Here is a 17423-nt window from a genome sequence, read left to right as displayed (position 1 = left end):
GGCGGCTGGTCGGTGGCGCAACAGGTCGCGCACACGTCGGCGCCGTCCGCTGTGCGTCCCACGATGATGCGGCGCCGCGCGCACGACGTGCAGACCTTCGGTCGTGCACGGCTGCGCCGATAGCAGGAGTCGCAGACCGGGCCGAGCGACCAGAACGTCTTGATCGGCCGCGCGCGCCCGCAGACGCCACAGTCGTGCACCGGCCGGGGAACACAACCGTGGCAGTGGAATTGCCCCGTCCCGCCGCGGATGTGATGCCCGGGGCGGTTCCGGCCGCAGACGCTGCACTCCTTCGCCCTCCGCCGCAGGCATCGGCGGCAGGTGTCCGGCCGGCCGTCGGCTGCCCGCGCCATGATCGGTGCGACGGTCCCGCAGACTCCGCAGAGCCGCGGGGCGCTCGAATAGCAGGCGCCGCAGACCGGCCCGTCCGGGGTCCGCGAGTTAACCCGGCGCTCGCGGCCGCAGCGGCAGCACTGCTGGCGGGTCTTAGGCGCGCAGGTCTGGCACAGGTGCGTCCCGTCTGGCAGCCGGCGGCTGGGCGGCCGGAGCCGCTCGCAGCCCGCGCACTGCCGCAACGCGTCCGGTTCCTTCGCCCGACAAGGCCCGCAGATACCACCGTCGCGGCGACGCGCCTTGATCGCGCGAACGTTCCCGCACCGAGCGCACCCAGCCACCCGCGACCGCGCGGCGCAGCGGTGACACAACCGCCCCGCCGGACCGGCCGTGAGAGGCGGCGGATCGGACCGGCCACAGTCGGCGCAGCCCACCGGGCTGACCTTGTCGCCGTGGCCGGCGGCCACTAGCAGCACCTACCCGGCCCGGCTGCTCTGCCGACTCCTTGGCGTCGCCCACAGCGCCTTCTACGACTGCCTTCGGCAGGGACGCCACCGCGATCACCGAGCAGGCGTGGTCAAAGCACCGATCAAGCCGCCGACTTGGTCGAAGCTACACCCGCCCCCAGTTAGCGCGGGATAAGCATCAACACCGCTCCGTCCTCGGAGACAGCGGTGACGTCGTCGCTGGTCCCGCTGCACCGCCAGCCTTCGTGAGCCGCCGATCTCAATGATGGTTCGCCGCCCAGACGGGATCGGTCAGGGCCGCCACACGATCCCACTGCGGCACTCCGCCAGGAAGCATCCAAGCCCTGCTGGGTTTCGTCCCGAACTGCGGTGCCACAAGATCGTCGTCGGCGAACCGCCGTCGCTCAGCCACCAACGCGTCGGCGGCCCCTGGCGTGCCCTTGGAGATCTCGCGTTCGATGTGCGCGGTGGTCTCCACGAGCCTGCAGGTCGATCAACGTCTACCGCAATCGGTAACTCCGATGCTGACGCCGCTGTACCGCGGCCCCGGGCGGCTCTACGCGGTCCGGATCCCCCAGGAGGTCAAGGAGATTCTTGCTCCAACAGCGCTGCGATCGGACACGGAGATGGATCTGGAGTCAGTGGGCAAGTACAGGCCGCTCACCAGCTACCTCAGCGCCATCAGGGCCGACTCGACCTCGATGACCTTCACTGAAATAGAGGACATCCTCGGAGACACCCTGGCACCTTCCGCTAGAAAGCACCTCCCCTACTGGTACTCACCGCAGAACTCCCTTGGCAAGGCCATCGCTGCAGCCGGCTTCAAGGCGCGTGGTGTGCGGATTGACGCCGAGAAAGTCGAATTTCACCGACGAGGCTGAGGCGCCCTCGAGGACCGTTGAATGGCGGCAGCGGCAGCGGCAGCGGCAGCGGCAGCGGCAGCGGCAGCGGCAGCGGCAGCGGCAGCGGCAGCGGCAGCCCAGGGTCGAACGAGTCCTTGGGCAAGCGGCGACAGAGCGCCGGCGGCCTCCGTTCCTTGAGATCGACCACCCCTTGGGGGTACGCCGCGTCATGGCGCTCGGCGAATCCCGGCGTCCTGTCGCCCTCCCACCGGACTAAGACCGACGGCAGGCCGAGCGCGACTCTGTGCAGCCCGAACTTGCGCTTCCGTCGACACGCTCGACGGAGAGATCGGCAGCGGAGGCGATGTCATCCACGGATCGCGGCGATGTCGAGGAGAGGAATGAAGTTCCCCGACAGCTAGGAGGCCTTTCGAGCCCTCGCTGGAAGCCTGCCGAGCAGTTACCACCCCTACGACCCGCCGGCCGCCGGCTGGAGCGCGGCCGCCCCGTCTGGCAGGAGACGGGGCGGCCGGGATCCATCGCCGCGGACGACGGCTGTGCCTGCGGCTAGAGGCCTGGTCGCAGCAAAGTGATGCGGTTGGCGCCGAGTTCGGTCACGTACAGGTTGCCGGTGGCTGTGTCCTCGGTGATGTCCAGCGGCTGGCTGAAACCGGTCAACCCGGCCAGGCCCGTCGTGCGGTTGGACAGCGCCCCGCCGGGTACCACGTCGAAGGTCTCGATGTCCTGACCGGCCGAGTAGCGCACCACCAGCAGTTTGCCACGCAGCGCACCGCCGAAGGCGCCGCCGCGGTACTCGACCGCGCCGTTGGCGGAGGCGTGCAGGCCGGCGTCGTACGTGCCGGCAAGGTCGAAATTCGGGTCGGGCTGAGTGCCCACGGGATAGGCGGGTACCTCGAACGGGTCGGTGCCGGCGGTCGGATTGCCGCCGGCGAGCGCCCACTCGCAGCGCAGCGGGTTGGGGTGGCCGTAGTAGCGGCCCCGCTTGACGTCGAAGACGTAGTCGGTCTCCGCCGTCGGCACGCCGGTCAGAGCGGGAACCGCCGGGCCGGTGTAGCCGCGGCGTGTGCACGAGGCGGGCAGCGGCGTGGGCGTGGCGGGGGTGTTGCCTCCCGCAGCCGAGCCGTTGGTCGGCGCGTAGAGGTGTCCGTTGCTGTGCCACACCAGGTCGAAGGCGTTGCGCACGCCGGTGGCGTAGAGCGTCAGTGGCGCCCCGGTCGCATACGGGTCGTAGACGCCGCCCGCCTCGGTTCGGACGTCCAGCGGCAGAGTGGCCGGCAGCCGGGCGGGGTCCAGCCGCAGCACGGCGGCGCTGAGCAGGCGCTCGGGTCGGTTGCCCCAGGTGGAGTCGGCGGCGCCCATGGCGTTGTTGGCGCCCTGGCTCAGGTAGAGTGCGCCGTCCGGGCCGAAGGCCAGTGAGTTGGTCTCATGGTCCTTGACGGAGCGCGGTAGGTTCACCACCACCGAGGTGTACGTCCCCAGGTCGGCGCCGCTGAGCCGGCCCACCCGCCCGGACCAGTCCGGCACGTTCAGCGCCCCGACGTACTGGTAGTTGTCGGTGACCCACAGGATCGGCGCGGTGGGCGTGGAGGTCGGGTCGAAGGCCATGCCGATGATCGTGCGGGCCGGAGCGCCGGGCAGGCCGAGGGCGGTGGCGTTGGTGCGCACCGCGGCGATGACCGTCGGCGTGCCCAGCGTGCCGTCGGCGTTGATCGGGAAGCGGTAGACGTAGCCGTCCAGGGTCCCGGCGTAGAGCCGGCCGTCGGGCCCCTTGACCACGGTGGTGAAGGACTTGCCGGTGGCCACGCCGACGGTCTTGTCGAAGGCGATCGGCCCGCTGCCGCCCGCGCCCGCGCCGGTGGTGAACACGATGGAGTACGGCGCGAACGGCTTGCCGGTCACGTCGGTGACGCCGCTGGTGATGCTGAACCGGTACGCCGTGTTGGACGCGAGCGGTGCGGTCGGGGAAAGGTTGATGACGTCGCCGCCGCCGCTGGTGATCGTGGTGGCGGGCACCGCCGCGCCGTCGGAGAGGCGGGTGAGCCGCACCGTCGACGAGGTGAGCGTGGCTGCGGCCACCCCTCCGTTGGGCAGCACCAGGTCCTCCACCACGCTGGTCGTGGTGGGCACGCCGGTGGCGCCGTTGGCCGGGGTGCTGGTGCGTACCGTTGGGGTGGTGGCCGAGTCGACCACGCTCGTGATGTCGAGGTACGCGAACTTGGTGTTGGTGCCGCCCGTCGGGGTCACCGTGAGCTTGCCATCGGTGACGCTCACTGTGCGGGTGACGGTGGCGAACCTGGTCGTGGAGGCCGGCACGAAGGCGGCGATCGCGTTCTGGTCCTCGATGTTGACCCAGTGCACGCTGTCGACCGCAGCGCCAGCGTCGCCAACCGCGACGGTGACCGTATAGCTGCCGGTCGGCACCGCAGCCTCCCAGGCGCCGGGCGTCGGCACGCCGGCGCTCCCGGCCGGCAACTGGGCGTGTATGAAGGTGGCCAGCCGCAGATCGCTCTGGCCAGCTGCCGGGTTACGGTTGCGGCCGTTGCCGACAAGACTCACCGGAGTCCGCTCGCCCAGGTCGACCCAGCCGTACCCGCGAGTCGCCAGGTATGCCTCGCCGAAGTCGCGGACGTAGCCGGTGGCCGGCGCGGTCGCCGCGTCCGAGAAGTCGACCTTGAGGGAGAACGGGATTGGCGAAACGGCGGCGACCGAGGCGAACCGCGCGTGGTCCGGCCCGATGCCGCCGATCCCCTCGATGTCCGCCGTGGAGCCGGCCGGGACGCTCACGCCAGTGAGCCGGGGCTTCATGTCGGCCACCGGCGTGACCGTGGCGAGCGCGGGCGCGGAGGTCAGCAGGGGTGCGGCAGCCAACAGCAAGGTGGCGAGAATTGCGGTGGGCACGATGCGTAGCCGAGTTGTCCATGATCGCCGATGCACTGCAGTCCCTTCGTCGGATCGACCCTCGCGGGCCTGGCGTGGCCAATCTCGCACGCGCATCTCCTGGCGGGACTGTGCAATTTCCGTCACGGTCAACAACCCAGCTCAGGGCGGTTGGCCGAGAGGCAGGTTTCGAGATGGCGGGAAATAGGGAACCGCTGGCGATCACGTACGAACCGTCCTCAGGACGAACAACTGGGCGCTCAGGAAGCTATTCGAGCTGTCCAACGCAATGCCCTACGGTGGATAACTTCTTGATCAAGAGATCGACTGGTACAGGCCCTGGTTTACCGCCGCCGCACGATTGAGGGCCCCCGCGGCGGGTCCGTCAGAAGGGACGGACGAACCCTCGTACGTCGGCTTGGCCAGCCACGCTAATGACGACGGTATCCAGGGGGCATCCCCGCGAGCAGTTTGATCGGGATCTGCGCATACCGCTCGCCGCTGTCCGGTCGACGCCCTGGTCTACCTGGAACCGGGGCCCGTCAGCCTCGTCGCACGGCCGCTACCCGGGCTGGGGTGAGGTGGTGATGTTCGCGGCCGGCACGGCGGCGCGGATCGGCGAGGTGTCCGGCGTGCGCAAGGGCGACGTCGACCGGGACACGTGGTTGTGGACGGTGCGCCGGCAGACCACCACCGGACCTGGCGGCCTGGTCGACAAGGGCACCAAGGGCAAGCGGGCGCGTCAGGTGCCCATCATCGAGGAGCTGCGGCCGATGGTGGCCGCGAAGCTGGACCGGATCCCCGAGGATGACGGCCGGCTGTTCGTCGGCCCTCGTGGCGGTCGGATCAGCACGGCGGTGCTGCGCGACGCGACGCACTGGGACGAGGTGGTCGGCTCGCTGGGCTTCGAGTACCTGCGGCGGCACGACCTGCGGCACACCGGGCTGACCTGGATGGCGGATGCCGGCGTGCCGGTGCACGTCCTACGGAAGATTGCCGGTCACGGCTCGCTGATGACGACTCAGCGTAATCTGCATCCGGATCGCCAGTCGATCCGGGCCGCCGGTGAGGCGCTGTCTTCGCATCTCACCGGCCTGAGGTCCCCAAATGGTCCCCAGCGGGGCATCGCATGATCTCGCGAAATGCCCTTCCACCTGCGTCGGGACGGCCGGATTCGAACCGACGACCCCTTGACCCCCAGTCAAGTGCGCTACCAAGCTGCGCCACGTCCCGATGCCCCCGCGCGTCTTTCCCCGCGGCAGCCGGTACAGCTTAGCGCAAGATCTTCGCACCGTCCGCACAGGGCCCCTCGACGACGCACAGGGTCGGCGTCACTCCCCCTAAAGCGTCCTAGGAAGGAGGTCGCCGGGGCGCGGGCCCCGGCGACTTCTCCATGGCACCGCTCAGCCGTGCGCCTTGCCGCGACCGCCCGGGCCCAGCTTCTTGCGCGGGCGCACCGAGATGTCGATCGGGCTGCCCTCGAAGCCGAACTCCTCGCGCAGCTTGCGCTCCACGAACCGCTGGTAGCCGGCGTCAAGCGGGCCGGTGGTGAACAGCACGAACCGCGGCGGCGCCACCCCGGCCTGGGTGGCGAACAGGATACGCGGGGCGCGCCCGCCGCGTACCGGGTGCGGAGTGGCCTGGACCAGCGCGGTGAGCCACTGGTTGAGCTGCGCGGTGGGGATCCGCGTCTCCCAGCTCGCGAGCGCCTTGCGCAACGCCGGGGCGAGCTTGTCCACCGCCCGGCCGGTCTGCGCGGACAGGTTCAGCCGGATCGCCCACGGGATCCGTCGCAGCTCCCGGTCGATCTCCTTGTCCAGGTAGTAGCGGCGGTCGGCGTCGACCAGGTCCCACTTGTTGAACGCGATGACCAGGGCCCGGCCGGCCTCCACCACCATGGTGAGGATCCGCTGGTCCTGCTCGCTGATCACCTCGCTGGAGTCCAGCAGCACCACCGCCACCTCGGCCGCCTCGATCGCCGAGGCGGTACGCAGGCTGGCGTAGTATTCCGTGCCGCTGGCCTTGCCGACCCGCTTGCGCAGGCCGGCGGTGTCGACCAGCTGCCAGGTCTCGCCGCCGATCTCGACCAGGCTGTCCACCGGGTCGACGGTGGTGCCGGCGACCGAGTCGACCACCGCCCGCTCCTCGCCGGAGAACCGGTTGAGCAGGCTGGACTTGCCGACGTTGGGCCGGCCGACCAGGGCCACCCGACGCGGCCCGCGCGGCCGGTTCTCCACGATCGGCGGCGCCTCGGGCAGCGCGGCCATGATGGCGTCGAGCAGGTCGCCGGAGCCGCGGCCGTGCAGCGCCGACACCGGGAACGGCTCACCGAGGCCGAGCGACCACAGCGCGGTCGCCTCCATCTCGATTGTGGTGTTGTCGGCCTTGTTGCCCACCAGGATCACCGGCTTGGCGCTGCGCCGCAGCATCCTCACCGCGGCCTCGTCCACGTCGGTCGAGCCGACCATGGCATCCACCACGAACAGCACCACGTCGGCGGTGGCCACGGCTGCCTCGGCCTGGGCGGCGATGGCGGCGGCCCGGTCCTTGGCGTCGGGCTCCCAGCCGCCGGTGTCCACCACGGTGAACGCCCGGCCGTTCCACTGCGCGTCGTACGGCACCCGGTCCCGGGTCACGCCGGGGACGTCCTCGACGACCGCCTGGCGACGGCCGATGATGCGGTTCACCAGTGTGGACTTGCCCACGTTGGGGCGGCCGACCACGGCCACCACGGGCTGCGGGCCGGTCGGCTCGTCGGCCTCGACCTCCGGCTCACGCAACTCCACCCAACCACCGAAGTCGTCGGTCATGCCGAGTCCCCCTTCGTCCGCGCCTGCGGCGCCCGCGAGAACCCGTTCATGCCACACCCCGCTCGGTGAGCAGGTCACGCAGGCGGGTGACGACCTCGTCGATGCCCAGTTCGGTGGTGTCCAGCACCACGGCGTCGGGAGCCTGCTGGAGCGGGTTGACGGTGCGGGTCGAGTCGAGCCGGTCCCGGCGGGCCAGGTCGGCGGCGGTCGCCGAGACGTCGGCGGCGTCCTCGGCGCTGCGCCGCTGGGCGCGCGCCGACTCGGAGGCGGTCAGGTAGACCTTCAGGTCGGCGTCGGGCGTCACCACCGAGCCGATGTCGCGGCCCTCCACCACGATCCGGCCCGCCTCGTCGACCAGCCGCCGCTGCCGGTCCACCAGCAGTTCCCGGACCGCGCCCACGGCGGCCACCGCGGAGACCGCGGAGGTCACCTCCGGGCCGCGGATGTCGGTGGACACGTCGGTGCCGTCGACGGTGACCGCGTACCCCTGGGGGTCGGTGCCGATGCGCAGGCCGGCCTCGCCGGCGACCTTGGCCACCGACTCGGTGTCGGTCAGCTCGACGCCGGAGCGCAGGACCGCCCAGGTCAGCGCCCGGTACATGGCGCCGGTGTCGAGGTAGCGGGCGCCGAGGCTCACCGCCAGTCGTCGCGACACGGTGGACTTGCCCGAACCGGACGGCCCGTCCACCGCGACCACGCAACGCCCGGCCGGTACCTTTTCCTCCACCGTTGTCCTCCTCAGTCCGTACCTCGCAGGTCGTCACGGAGCGACGCCGTTGAGCGGATGGTTTCTCGTCGTCAATCATGCCCGCGCCGCGCGGGCGACCGTCGGGGGCGCGTGCGCGCCGGCCCGCGGACCGCGTCGAAGCCTACCGGTCGCCCTACCCCGATCGTCTCCGGTCAGTCACCCACGGACTTGAACAGGGCGGCGACCTCCGCGTTGGTCAGCCGCCGCAGCCGCCCGGTGCGCAGGTCGCCGAGCTTGATCGGACCGATCGAGGTACGGATCAGCCGGGACACCGGATGTCCCACCTCGGCCATCAGGCGTCGGACGATGTGCTTGCGTCCCTCGTGCAGGGTCAGCTCCACCTGGGCGGTTTTGCCCAGCGTGTCGACCACCTTGAACCCGTCGACCTTCACCGGCCCGTCCTCCAGCTCGACGCCGCCGGTCAGCCGCTTGCCCAGGTTGCGCGGGATCGGCCCGGCCACCTCGGCGAGGTAGGTCTTGAGCACCTCGTACGACGGGTGCATGAGCTTGTGGGCGAGGGTGCCGTCGTTGGTGAGCAGGAGCAGGCCCTCACTGTCGGCGTCCAGTCGCCCGACGTGGTAGACCCGCTGCTCCAGCCGCGCGCCGATGAAGTCGGCGAGCTCCGTGCGGCCCTTCTCGTCAGCCATGGTGGTGACCACTCCGCGTGGCTTGTTCATCGCCACGTACACCAGGCGGACGTCGGCCTGGAGCCGCTCGCCGTCGACGTGGATCACGTCGCGTGCCGGGTCGGCCTTGTCACCGAGCTGCGCGACCCGGCCGTTCACCGTGACCCTCCGCCGGAAGATCAGGTCCTCGCAGGCCCGCCGCGAGCCCACCCCCGCGGCGGCGAGCACCTTCTGGAGGCGCTCGGCGCTCTCGTACACGGGGGCGTCGGACTTCGGGGCACGGTCATCGCGTCGCATCGGCAAGCTCTTCTACGTCGTCGGGTAGGAACGGGGCCAGGGGCGGCAGGTCGTCCACCGAGTTGAGCCCCAGCTTCTCCAGGAACATGGTGGTGGTCCGGTAGAGGAACGCACCGCTGTCCGCTTCGGTGCCGCACTCCTCGACCAGGCCGCGACCCACCAGGGTACGGAGCACCCCGTCGCAGTTGACACCCCGGATGGCCGAGATGCGCGACCGGGTCACCGGCTGGCGGTAGGCGACCACGGCGAGGGTCTCCAGCGCGGCCTGGGTCAGCCGGACCGACTGCCCCTCCAGCACGAACCGCTCGACGTAGGTGGCGTATTCCGGCCGGGTGTAGAGACGCCAGCCACCCGCGGCGCGGCGCAGCTCGAACCCGTGCCCGGCCGAGGTGTAGCCGGTGGCGATCTCGTCGAGCATCGCGCCGACCCGTTCCGGGGCCTGCTCCAGCACCTCGGCCAGCACCAGCTCGCTGACCGGCTGGTCCACCACCAGCAGGATCGCCTCCAGCGCGCCGCGCAGCTCCGCGTCGTCCAGGACGGGCGCGGGCACCGGCTCCGGCGCCGCCCGCCGCCGCCCCCGCCTCGGGGGTACGCCGCCCCCGTCGCCGCCAGGACCGACAGCGCGATCGACAGCCGGCCCGACGCCTGCGCCGGCAGCCGCACGAACGCCGCAGTCGACAGCCGCGTCAGCTCCAGCTCCAGCTCCAGCTCCAGCTCCGGCAAAGAGATCACCGTCGTCCCTCCCGCCCAAGCCCGAGATCTTGGTACGCTCGCGCCCCTCAGAGGGCGCCCCCGTACCAAGATCCGACCCAGTCGCGGCGATTTTGGAAGAATTCGGCCCCTCTGAGGGCCCGTTGCTTCCAAGATCTGCTTCGGGGGTCTCCTGCTCGGCGACGGAGGCGTCGTCCGGGGCGGGATCGGGCGGGGTGGGGCGCGCCCACGGAGGCACCCAGGCGGCAGCCTGGTCGGCCAGGGAGTCCCGGCGTTCCTCGTCGCTCATCAGGTCACTCCTGCGTCGGTGCGGACTAGCCCGCGGGCTCAGCGGCGGCAGCGGATGGTGCGACGTCAGCCGGTCCGTCGCCGCTGTTCTCGGCGACGTCGGCGGGCCCGGGGGTGTTGGTGGGTTCGGGGGCGCCCGCGTACTCGTCGACGGTCAGCTCGGCGTCGCCTTCGGCCGGGCCGGTCCAGCGGACCGTCAGCTCCTCCAGCGCCTGCTCCTGCACGAACGCGACCAGGCCCTGCCGGTACAGCTCCAGCAGCGCCAGGAACCGGGCCACCACCTCCAGCGTGATCTCGCAGTCGGCGCAGAGCTGCGAGAAGGTGGCGACACCGGCCCGGCGCAGCCGCTCGGCGATGATGCCGGCGTGCTCCCGGACGCTGACCCGGACCATGTGCACGTGCGCGATGGACACCTCGGGCACCGGCTTCGGGCTCATCGCCTTGACCGCGAGCCGGAGCAGCCGCTGCGGGCCGATGCCGAGCACCAGGTCGGGCAGCGCCTCGGCGTACCGGGGTTCCAGGGTGACCGCCCGGGGGTAGCGCCGACCGCCGACCGCCTCCAACCCGGCGATGTGCGCCGCCGCCTCCTTGTACGCCTTGTACTGCAACAGTCGGGCGAAGAGCAGGTCCCGTGCCTCCAGCAGCGCCAGGTCCGCCTCGTCCTCCACCTCGGCCGAGGGCAGCAGCCGGGCCGCCTTCAGGTCGAGCAGGGTGGCGGCGACCAGCAGGAACTCGCTTGTCTCGTCCAGGTCCCACTGGTCGCCCATGGCGCGCAGGTACGCGATGAACTCGTCGGTCACCTTGTGCAGCGCGACCTCGGTGACGTCCAGCTTGTGCTTGCTGATCAGCTGGAGCAGCAGGTCGAACGGGCCGGTGAAGTTGTCCAGCCGGACCGTGAAACCGCTGGTCTCGGCGGGCCCGGTGTCGACCTCGGTGGGGTCGCCGGCGCCGTGCGGCGGGTCGAGGGGCGGCGCGGTCACCGGGAAACCGTAGTCGACGCGGTGGGCGGGTGGCGGACGCCCTACCGGTCCGTCTCGGCGGCGATCACCTCTCGGGCGAGCTGCCGGTAGTTGCGCGCGCCGGAGGAAGCCGGGTCGAGCGTGGTGATCGGCGCGCCGGCCACCGTCGACTCGGGGAACTTCACAGTCTTGGTGATGACGGTCTGGTAGACCTTGTCGCCGAACGCCTCGACCACCCGTTGCAGCACCTGACGGCAGTGGGTGGTGCGGCTGTCGTACATGGTGGCGAGGATGCCTTCGAGTTCGAGGTCGAAGTTGAGCCGCTCGCGCACCTTGTCGATGGTGTCCAGCAGCAGCGCGACGCCGCGCAGGCTGAAGAACTCGCACTCCAGCGGGATGAGCACGCCGTGCGCCACGGTCAATGCGTTGATCGCCAGCAGGCCCAGCGAGGGCTGGCAGTCGATCAGGATGAAGTCGTACTCCTTGCGGATGGTGCGCAGCACCCGGGCCAGGGCCATCTCCCGGGCGACCTCGTTGACCAACTGGATCTCGGCGGCGGAGAGGTCGATGTTGGCCGGGAGCAGGTGCAGCCCGGCCACGTCGGTCTTGATCAGGACGTCCTCGGCGGTGACGTCGTCCTGCATGAGCAGGTTGTAGACCGACAGGTCGAGGTTGTGCGGGTTGACGCCCAGGCCGACGGAGAGGGCGCCCTGCGGGTCGAAGTCGACGAGCAGCACCTTGCGGCCGTACTCGGCGAGCGCGGCGCCCAGGTTGATGGTGGTCGTGGTCTTGCCGACGCCACCCTTCTGGTTGGCCATCGCGATGATCCGCGCCGGGCCGTGCCGGTCGGTCGGCATCGGTTCCGGGATCGGCTTGCGCATCGTGTACGCGGCCGGGTCGGCGGGGCCGAGGTCGGCGCCGAGCGTCGCCTGCTGCTCACGGAGCTCCGACGTCCAGGTCTCGGCACGGTCACCGTTTCCTGCCATGTCCTCGTTGCCCCCTCCCGACGACCAACCCGGCGTCGGAGCCGTCCGACGTCCCTCGCGGCGCCGCTGCGCACCCCCGGTCCGTCGTACCTGGAGGCCCGCGCCGATGCCGACTGTACGCCACGGGCGAGCAGCACGTTCGGCAGCGGGTCGGCGTGTCGGCCGGCCGTCAGGCTGAGCCACCTTCCGTTCGCGACTGCGGGGCTCGCAACCCCGGCTCACTCCTCACGCTCACCCGAGCCACCTTCCGTTCGCGACTGCGGGGCTCGCAACCCCGGCTCACTCCTCACGCTCACCCGAGCCACCTTCCGTTCGCGACTGCGGGGCTCGCAACCCCGGCTCACTCCTCACGCTCACCCGAGAGCGCGCGGATGCGCGGTGGCGTACACCTCGCGCAGTCGGTCCACGGTGACCAACGTGTACACCTGGGTGGTGGTCACCGACGCGTGGCCGAGCAGTTCCTGCACCACGCGCACGTCCGCGCCACCGTCGAGCAGGTGGGTGGCGTACGAGTGGCGCAGCGTGTGCGGGGAGACCGCGTCCGGCCCGTCGACCGGCAGGCCGGCCCGGTCGGCGGCGGCGCGCAGCACACCCCAGGCGCCCTGCCGGGTGAGCGGCCCGCCCCGGGCGTTGACGAACAACGCCGGGGTGCCCCGCCCGGTGGCGAGCAGCGCCGGGCGGCCCCGGGTCAGCCAGGCGCGCACCGCGTCGGCGGCGTACCCGCCGACCGGCACGAGGCGGGCCTTGCCGCCCTTGCCGCGCAGCAGCACGGCGCCGGCGTCCAGGTCGAGGTCGTCGACGACCGCGCCGACCGCCTCGGAGACGCGCGCGCCGGTGCCGTACAGGAATTCCAGCAGCGCCCGGTCGCGCAGCGCGCGGGGCGCGTCGTCGCCGGTGGCGGTCGCCGGGCCGGTGGCGTCGATCAGCCGGAGCACGGCGTCGACAGGCAGCGCCCGGGGCAGCCGGCGGGGCGGGGTCGGCGGGCGGACGTCGCGGCCGGGGTCGCCGCCGGTCAGGCCCTCGCGCAGCGCGAAGCGGTGCAGGCCGCGTACCGCGCTGGTGGCGCGGGCGGTGGACGAGACGGCGAGCGGCGGGTGGTCGTCGTCGCCGGCCCGCAGCCGGGCCAGGTGGGCCTCGACCTCGCCCGGGCCGGCGGCGGCCAGGTCGGTCACCCCGGCGGCGGCCAGCGTGTCGAGGTAGCGGTCCAGGTCCCGGCGGTACGAGGCGAGCGTGTTCCCGGACAGGCCACGCTCGACGGTGAGGTGGTCCAGGTAGCTCCGGACCGCGCGGCGCAGGGCCGGCGCGGGTGTCGCGCCGGCCCGGTGCGCCTCGGGGTCGGTCAGCTCAGCACCTCGGCCAGCGGCAGCACGTCCATGCCGTGCGCCTCGGCGACCGGGCCGTAGACGACCCGGCCGTCGTGGGTGTTCAGGCCCAGCGCCAGCGCCGGGTCGCCGCGCAGCGCCGTGCGCCAGCCCTGGTCGGCCAGTTCGAGCGCGTACGGCAGGGTGACGTTGGTCAGCGCGTAGGTGCTGGTGTTCGGCACCGCGCCGGGCATGTTCGCCACGCAGTAGAAGATCGAGTCGTGCACCTTGTAGACCGGGTCGGCGTGCGTGGTGGGGCGCGAGTCCTCGAAGCAGCCACCCTGGTCGATGGCGATGTCGACGAGCACGCTGCCCGGCTTCATCCGGGAGACCAGCTCGTTGGAGATCAGCTTCGGGGCCTTCGCACCGGGCACCAGCACCGCGCCGATGACCAGGTCCGCGTCGAGCACGGCCCGCTCGATCTCGTACGCGTTGGAGGCCACGGTCTGCAGGTGGCCCCGGTAGATGGCGTCGGCGGAACGCAGCCGGGCCACGTTCTTGTCCAGCAGCAGCACCTCGGACTGGAGGCCCAGCGCGATGGCGGCGGCGTTCAGGCCGGACACGCCGGCGCCGATGACCACGGTCTTGGCCGCGTACACGCCGGAGACGCCGCCGGGCAGCACGCCCCGACCGCCGCCGGTACGCATCATGTAGAACGCGCCGACCTGCGGGGCGAGCCGGCCGGCCACCTCGGACATCGGGGCGAGCAGCGGCAGCGACCGGTCCGGCAGCTCGACCGTCTCGTACGCGATGCCGGTGACCTTGCGGTCGACGAGCGCGTCGGTGCACTCACGGGAGGCGGCCAGGTGCAGGTAGGTGAAGAGCACCTGCCCCTCGCGCATGCGGGGGTACTCCTCGGCGATCGGCTCCTTGACCTTGAGCACCAGCTCGGCGGTGTCCCAGACCTCGTCGGCGGTGGCCAGGATCTTCGCGCCGGCGGCGGCGAACTCCTCGTCGGTGATGCTGGAGCCGACCCCGGCGCCCGCCTCGACGAAGACCTCGTGACCGTGCCGGGTGAACTCGTTGACGCCCGCCGGCGTGATCGCCACCCGGTACTCGTGGTTCTTGACCTCGCGGGGGATTCCGACCTTCACGATGCAGACACCTTCCTCCGGGGCGCGGCTCACCCCCGACAGCGCGGCGCCGCGACGGCTCCGTTGCCGACGCGGTCAGGTCCCGCCGGCGGCAGTCTAGGCGCGCGGACGGCGCGGGGACGCCGACACTGTGACATCCGGTGCCCGGTGGTGCTGACGGAGTGTCAGGCATGGACCGGGCTGGCCGGTGGAGACGCCATCAGCCGACAGGACAGACTTCGGTAAATATCTTCCCACCGGTGGGGTGCCGGGGCGCGCGGAACGCGAGTGGATCACTATGGTGTCCGCTCATGACCACTCCTTACCAGCAGCACCCGTACGGCGTCTCGGACAAGAGCAAGGTCGTCGCGGGCATCCTCCAGATCCTCCTCGGCGGCTTCGGCATCGGCCGGTTCTACATGGGCGACACCAAGACCGGCGTCATCCAGCTCGTGGTCACACTCGTGACCTGTGGCTTCGGCGCGATCTGGGGCCTCGTCGACGGCATCCTGATCCTGGTCAACGGCGGCGTCGACGGCCAGGGCCGCCCGCTGCGCGACTGAGCGGCGAACCGAAAGGGGCCGTGCGGCGTCTGCCGCGCGGCCCCTTCGTCGGTTCCGATCAGCGTGGCAGCGGCGCCTCCGGGCGACGCAGCTCGGTGAAGCCGGTCTCCCGGGCCCGGGCGGTGGCGAGCAGGCCGGCCACGCAGGCCGCGTTGGTGATCTCCCCGGCCAGGACCATCCGGACCGCCTCGTCGAGGTCGACCCGGACCACCTGGAGGTCGGCCTCCTCCTCGCGGCGGTCGTGCCGCTGTGCCGCCGGCACGTCGGCGAGGTCGCGGGCCAGGAAGACGCGCACCACCTCGTCCGAGAAACCGGGCGAGCTGTGCAGGTCGACGAGCACGTCGACGCGCCCCGCGGTCAGGTCGGCCTCCTCGGCCAGCTCCCTCGCCGCCGCGGCGGCCAGGTCCTCCCCGCTGACGTCCATCAGCCCGGCGGGCAGCTCCCACAGGTGCCGACCGACCGGGTGCCGGTACTGGCGGATCAACACCACCTGACCGGCGTCGTCGAGCGCCACCACCGCCACCGCGCCGACGTGCCGGACGTAGTCGCGGGCCGCGGTGCCGCCGCCGGGCATGGTCACGTCGTCGCTGACCACCGAGAAGATCCGGCCGGACCAGACGTCCCGGCGCGCGGTCACCTCGTACCGGTGCTCGACGCCGCTCACTTCGCCGCCGCCTTCGTGCCACCGTTGCGGTCGGCCTTCCTCGCCGCGGCGGCGTCCGCCGGGCCGTCCAGGTCGACCGGGAGCTGGTCGGACTCGGAGTACGCGACCGCGGCGTCCACGAACGCCGCGAACAGCGGGTGCGGGCGGGTCGGGCGGCTCTTGAGCTCCGGATGCGCCTGGGTGGCCACGAAGAACGGGTGCAGGTTCCGGTCCAGCTCGACGAACTCGACCAGCCGCCCGTCCGGCGAGGTGCCGGAGATGGTCAGACCGGCCTTGGTGAGCTGGTCGCGGTAGGCGTTGTTCACCTCGTACCGGTGCCGGTGCCGCTCACTGACCTCGGTGCTGCCGTACGCCTGGGCGACGATCGACCCCTCGGCCAGCGTCGCCGGGTACGCCCCGAGCCGCATGGTGCCGCCCAGGTCGCCGCGGCCGGCCACGATGTCCTCCTGGTCGGCCATGGTGGCGATGACCGGGTGTACGGCCTCCTCGTCGAACTCCAGCGAGTTCGCCCCGTCCAGACCGGCCAGGTGGCGGGCCACCTCGATGGTCATGCACTGGAGGCCGAGGCAGAGGCCGAGCAGCGGGACGCCGTTCTCCCGGGCGAACCGGGCGGTGCCCACCTTGCCCTCGATGCCGCGCACCCCGAACCCGCCGGGGATCACGATGCCGTCCACGCCGGCCAGCGCGGCGGCGGCGCCGGCCGGGGTGACGCACTCGTCGCTCGGCACCCACTTGAGCTGCACCCGGGCGCGGTGACCGAACCCGGCCGCCCGGATCGCCTCGCTCACCGACAGGTACGCGTCGGGCAGGTCGACGTACTTGCCGACAAGCGCCACGGTGATGGTGTGGCGCGGCTGGTGCACCCGCTCCAGCAGGTCGTCCCAGCGGGTCCAGTCGACGTCGCGGAACGACAGGCCGAGCCGGCGCACCACGTACGCGTCCAGGCCCTCGCGGTGCAGCACCTTCGGGATGTCGTAGATGCTCGGCGCGTCCGGGGCGGCGGTGACCGCCTCCCGGTCCACGTCGCAGTAGAGCGAGAGCTTCTCCTTGACCTTGTCCGGGATCTCCCGGTCGCAGCGCAGCACCAGCGCGTCGGGCTGGATGCCGATGCTGCGCAGCTGCGCCACCGAGTGCTGGGTCGGCTTGGTCTTCAGCTCGCCCGACGGCGCCAGGTACGGCACCAGCGACACGTGCAGGTAGAAGCAGTTGTCCCGGCCCAGGTCGTGCCGGATCTGGCGGATCGACTCCAGGAACGGCAGCGACTCGATGTCGCCGACCGTGCCGCCGACCTCGGTGATCACCACGTCGGGGACCTGGCCGTCGGCGTCCGGGTCGGCCATGCCGAGGATCCGGGCCTTGATCTCGTTGGTGATGTGCGGGATGACCTGGACCGTGTCGCCCAGGTACTCCCCGCGCCGTTCCTTGGCGATCACCGCCGAGTAGATCTGCCCGGTGGTGACGTTCGCCTTGCCGGAGAGGTCACGGTCGAGGAACCGCTCGTAGTGGCCGACGTCGAGGTCGGTCTCCGCCCCGTCCTCGGTGATGAACACCTCGCCGTGCTGGAACGGGTTCATCGTGCCGGGATCGACGTTCAGGTACGGGTCGAGCTTCTGCATCACCACGCGCAGCCCGCGCGCGGTCAGCAGGTTGCCGAGGCTGGAGGCGGTGAGGCCCTTGCCCAGCGAGGAGGCGACTCCCCCGGTGACGAAAATGTGCCTGGTCGTCCGTGCTGAAGGGGCCAAGGCCTGCTCCCGTGTCGTCCGTAGCGGTCGTGCGAACCGCCGTGCCGATCAGACA

14 protein-coding genes, 1 tRNA gene and 1 pseudogene are annotated in these 17423 nt (G+C 71.6%); 3 read left to right on the top strand and 13 right to left on the bottom strand.

Features of this window, described 5'->3' with window-relative positions; translation table 11 throughout:
• Positions 1-1059: 1059 nt before the first annotated feature.
• Entirely contained in the window at positions 1060-1278 is a 219-nt protein-coding gene (locus tag ACZ6O5_RS27555) for a hypothetical protein (RefSeq protein WP_465980671.1), read from the bottom strand.
• Positions 1279-1321: 43 nt separating this feature from the next.
• Here ACZ6O5_RS27555 and ACZ6O5_RS27550 point away from each other — a divergent pair, with 43 nt between their 5' ends.
• Entirely contained in the window at positions 1322-1681 is a 360-nt protein-coding gene (locus ACZ6O5_RS27550; protein WP_465980670.1) for a DUF7662 domain-containing protein, read from the top strand.
• 528 nt (positions 1682-2209) lie between these two features.
• On the opposite strand, the gene ACZ6O5_RS27545 is transcribed toward ACZ6O5_RS27550, so the two are convergent.
• A complete protein-coding gene (locus tag ACZ6O5_RS27545; protein ID WP_465980668.1) occupies positions 2210-4561 on the bottom strand; it encodes a PQQ-dependent sugar dehydrogenase in 2352 nt (783 codons plus the stop codon).
• A 548-nt stretch (positions 4562-5109) separates the two neighbouring features.
• On the opposite strand from ACZ6O5_RS27545, the pseudogene ACZ6O5_RS27540 reads away from it, so the two are divergent.
• A pseudogene (locus ACZ6O5_RS27540) lies at positions 5110-5673 on the top strand (tyrosine-type recombinase/integrase); the annotation flags it as partial.
• Positions 5674-5699: 26 nt separating this feature from the next.
• Here ACZ6O5_RS27540 and ACZ6O5_RS27535 read toward each other — a convergent pair.
• The 9 genes from ACZ6O5_RS27535 to ald all read right to left on the bottom strand — a co-directional run bounded on the left by ACZ6O5_RS27535 (position 5700) and on the right by ald (position 14420).
• A tRNA-Pro gene (locus ACZ6O5_RS27535) sits at positions 5700-5773 on the bottom strand.
• A gap of 170 nt (positions 5774-5943) precedes the next feature.
• Positions 5944-7350 (bottom strand): ribosome biogenesis GTPase Der, encoded by a 1407-nt coding sequence (der, locus tag ACZ6O5_RS27530; protein WP_465980666.1) that lies wholly within the window; start codon positions 7348-7350, stop codon positions 5944-5946.
• A 46-nt stretch (positions 7351-7396) separates the two neighbouring features.
• Complete coding sequence (cmk, locus tag ACZ6O5_RS27525; protein ID WP_465980664.1) at positions 7397-8077, bottom strand: (d)CMP kinase; 681 nt, start codon at positions 8075-8077, stop codon at positions 7397-7399.
• Positions 8078-8250: 173 nt separating this feature from the next.
• A complete protein-coding gene (locus ACZ6O5_RS27520) occupies positions 8251-9021 on the bottom strand; it encodes a pseudouridine synthase (protein ID WP_465980662.1) in 771 nt (256 codons plus the stop codon).
• Entirely contained in the window at positions 9008-10021 is a 1014-nt protein-coding gene (gene scpB / locus ACZ6O5_RS27515; protein WP_465980660.1) for an SMC-Scp complex subunit ScpB, read from the bottom strand. The genes ACZ6O5_RS27520 and scpB overlap by 14 nt, the downstream gene beginning before the upstream one ends.
• Before the next feature lie 25 nt (positions 10022-10046).
• Positions 10047-11000 (bottom strand): segregation and condensation protein A, encoded by a 954-nt coding sequence (locus ACZ6O5_RS27510; RefSeq protein WP_465980658.1) that lies wholly within the window; start codon positions 10998-11000, stop codon positions 10047-10049.
• 41 nt (positions 11001-11041) lie between these two features.
• Complete coding sequence (locus tag ACZ6O5_RS27505; protein ID WP_091657002.1) at positions 11042-11965, bottom strand: ParA family protein; 924 nt, start codon at positions 11963-11965, stop codon at positions 11042-11044.
• 353 nt (positions 11966-12318) lie between these two features.
• A complete protein-coding gene (locus tag ACZ6O5_RS27500) occupies positions 12319-13308 on the bottom strand; it encodes a site-specific tyrosine recombinase XerD (protein ID WP_465980892.1) in 990 nt (329 codons plus the stop codon).
• Positions 13305-14420: an alanine dehydrogenase gene (gene ald, locus ACZ6O5_RS27495; RefSeq protein ID WP_465980655.1), complete on the bottom strand. Its 1116-nt coding sequence runs from the start codon at positions 14418-14420 to the stop codon at positions 13305-13307. Before ald ends, ACZ6O5_RS27500 begins: the two co-directional genes overlap by 4 nt.
• Positions 14421-14590: 170 nt before the next feature.
• Between ald and ACZ6O5_RS27490 the strand changes: the two genes are divergently transcribed.
• Positions 14591-14962: a TM2 domain-containing protein gene (locus ACZ6O5_RS27490; RefSeq protein ID WP_465980653.1), complete on the top strand. Its 372-nt coding sequence runs from the start codon at positions 14591-14593 to the stop codon at positions 14960-14962.
• Positions 14963-15020: 58 nt separating this feature from the next.
• Here the strand turns inward: ACZ6O5_RS27490 and ACZ6O5_RS27485 are convergent, their stop codons facing one another.
• Positions 15021-15626, bottom strand: coding sequence for an NUDIX domain-containing protein (locus ACZ6O5_RS27485; RefSeq protein ID WP_465980652.1), 606 nt, complete (start codon positions 15624-15626; stop codon positions 15021-15023).
• Entirely contained in the window at positions 15623-17368 is a 1746-nt protein-coding gene (locus ACZ6O5_RS27480; RefSeq protein WP_465980650.1) for a CTP synthase, read from the bottom strand. The genes ACZ6O5_RS27485 and ACZ6O5_RS27480 overlap by 4 nt, the downstream gene beginning before the upstream one ends.
• Positions 17369-17423: the final 55 nt, after the last annotated feature.

It is taken from the genome of Micromonospora sp. NPDC049201, assembly GCF_055586805.1.
The sequence above is the reverse complement of the archived record's forward strand: the minus strand, read 5'-3'. Positions and strand labels throughout refer to the sequence as shown.

Bases quoted from the DNA above. Each gene is read 5' to 3' on its own strand.
- ACZ6O5_RS27550 (WP_465980670.1), top strand. From the start codon at position 1,322: ATGCTGACGCCGCTGTACCGCGGCCCCGGGCGGCTCTACGCGGTCCGG.
- der (WP_465980666.1), bottom strand. From the start codon at position 7,350: ATGACCGACGACTTCGGTGGTTGGGTGGAGTTGCGTGAGCCGGAGGTC.
- ACZ6O5_RS27520 (WP_465980662.1), bottom strand. From the start codon at position 9,021: ATGCGACGCGATGACCGTGCCCCGAAGTCCGACGCCCCCGTGTACGAG.
- scpB (WP_465980660.1), bottom strand. From the start codon at position 10,021: ATGAGCGACGAGGAACGCCGGGACTCCCTGGCCGACCAGGCTGCCGCC.
- ACZ6O5_RS27505 (WP_091657002.1), bottom strand. From the start codon at position 11,965: ATGGCAGGAAACGGTGACCGTGCCGAGACCTGGACGTCGGAGCTCCGT.
- ACZ6O5_RS27490 (WP_465980653.1), top strand. From the start codon at position 14,591: ATGGACCGGGCTGGCCGGTGGAGACGCCATCAGCCGACAGGACAGACT.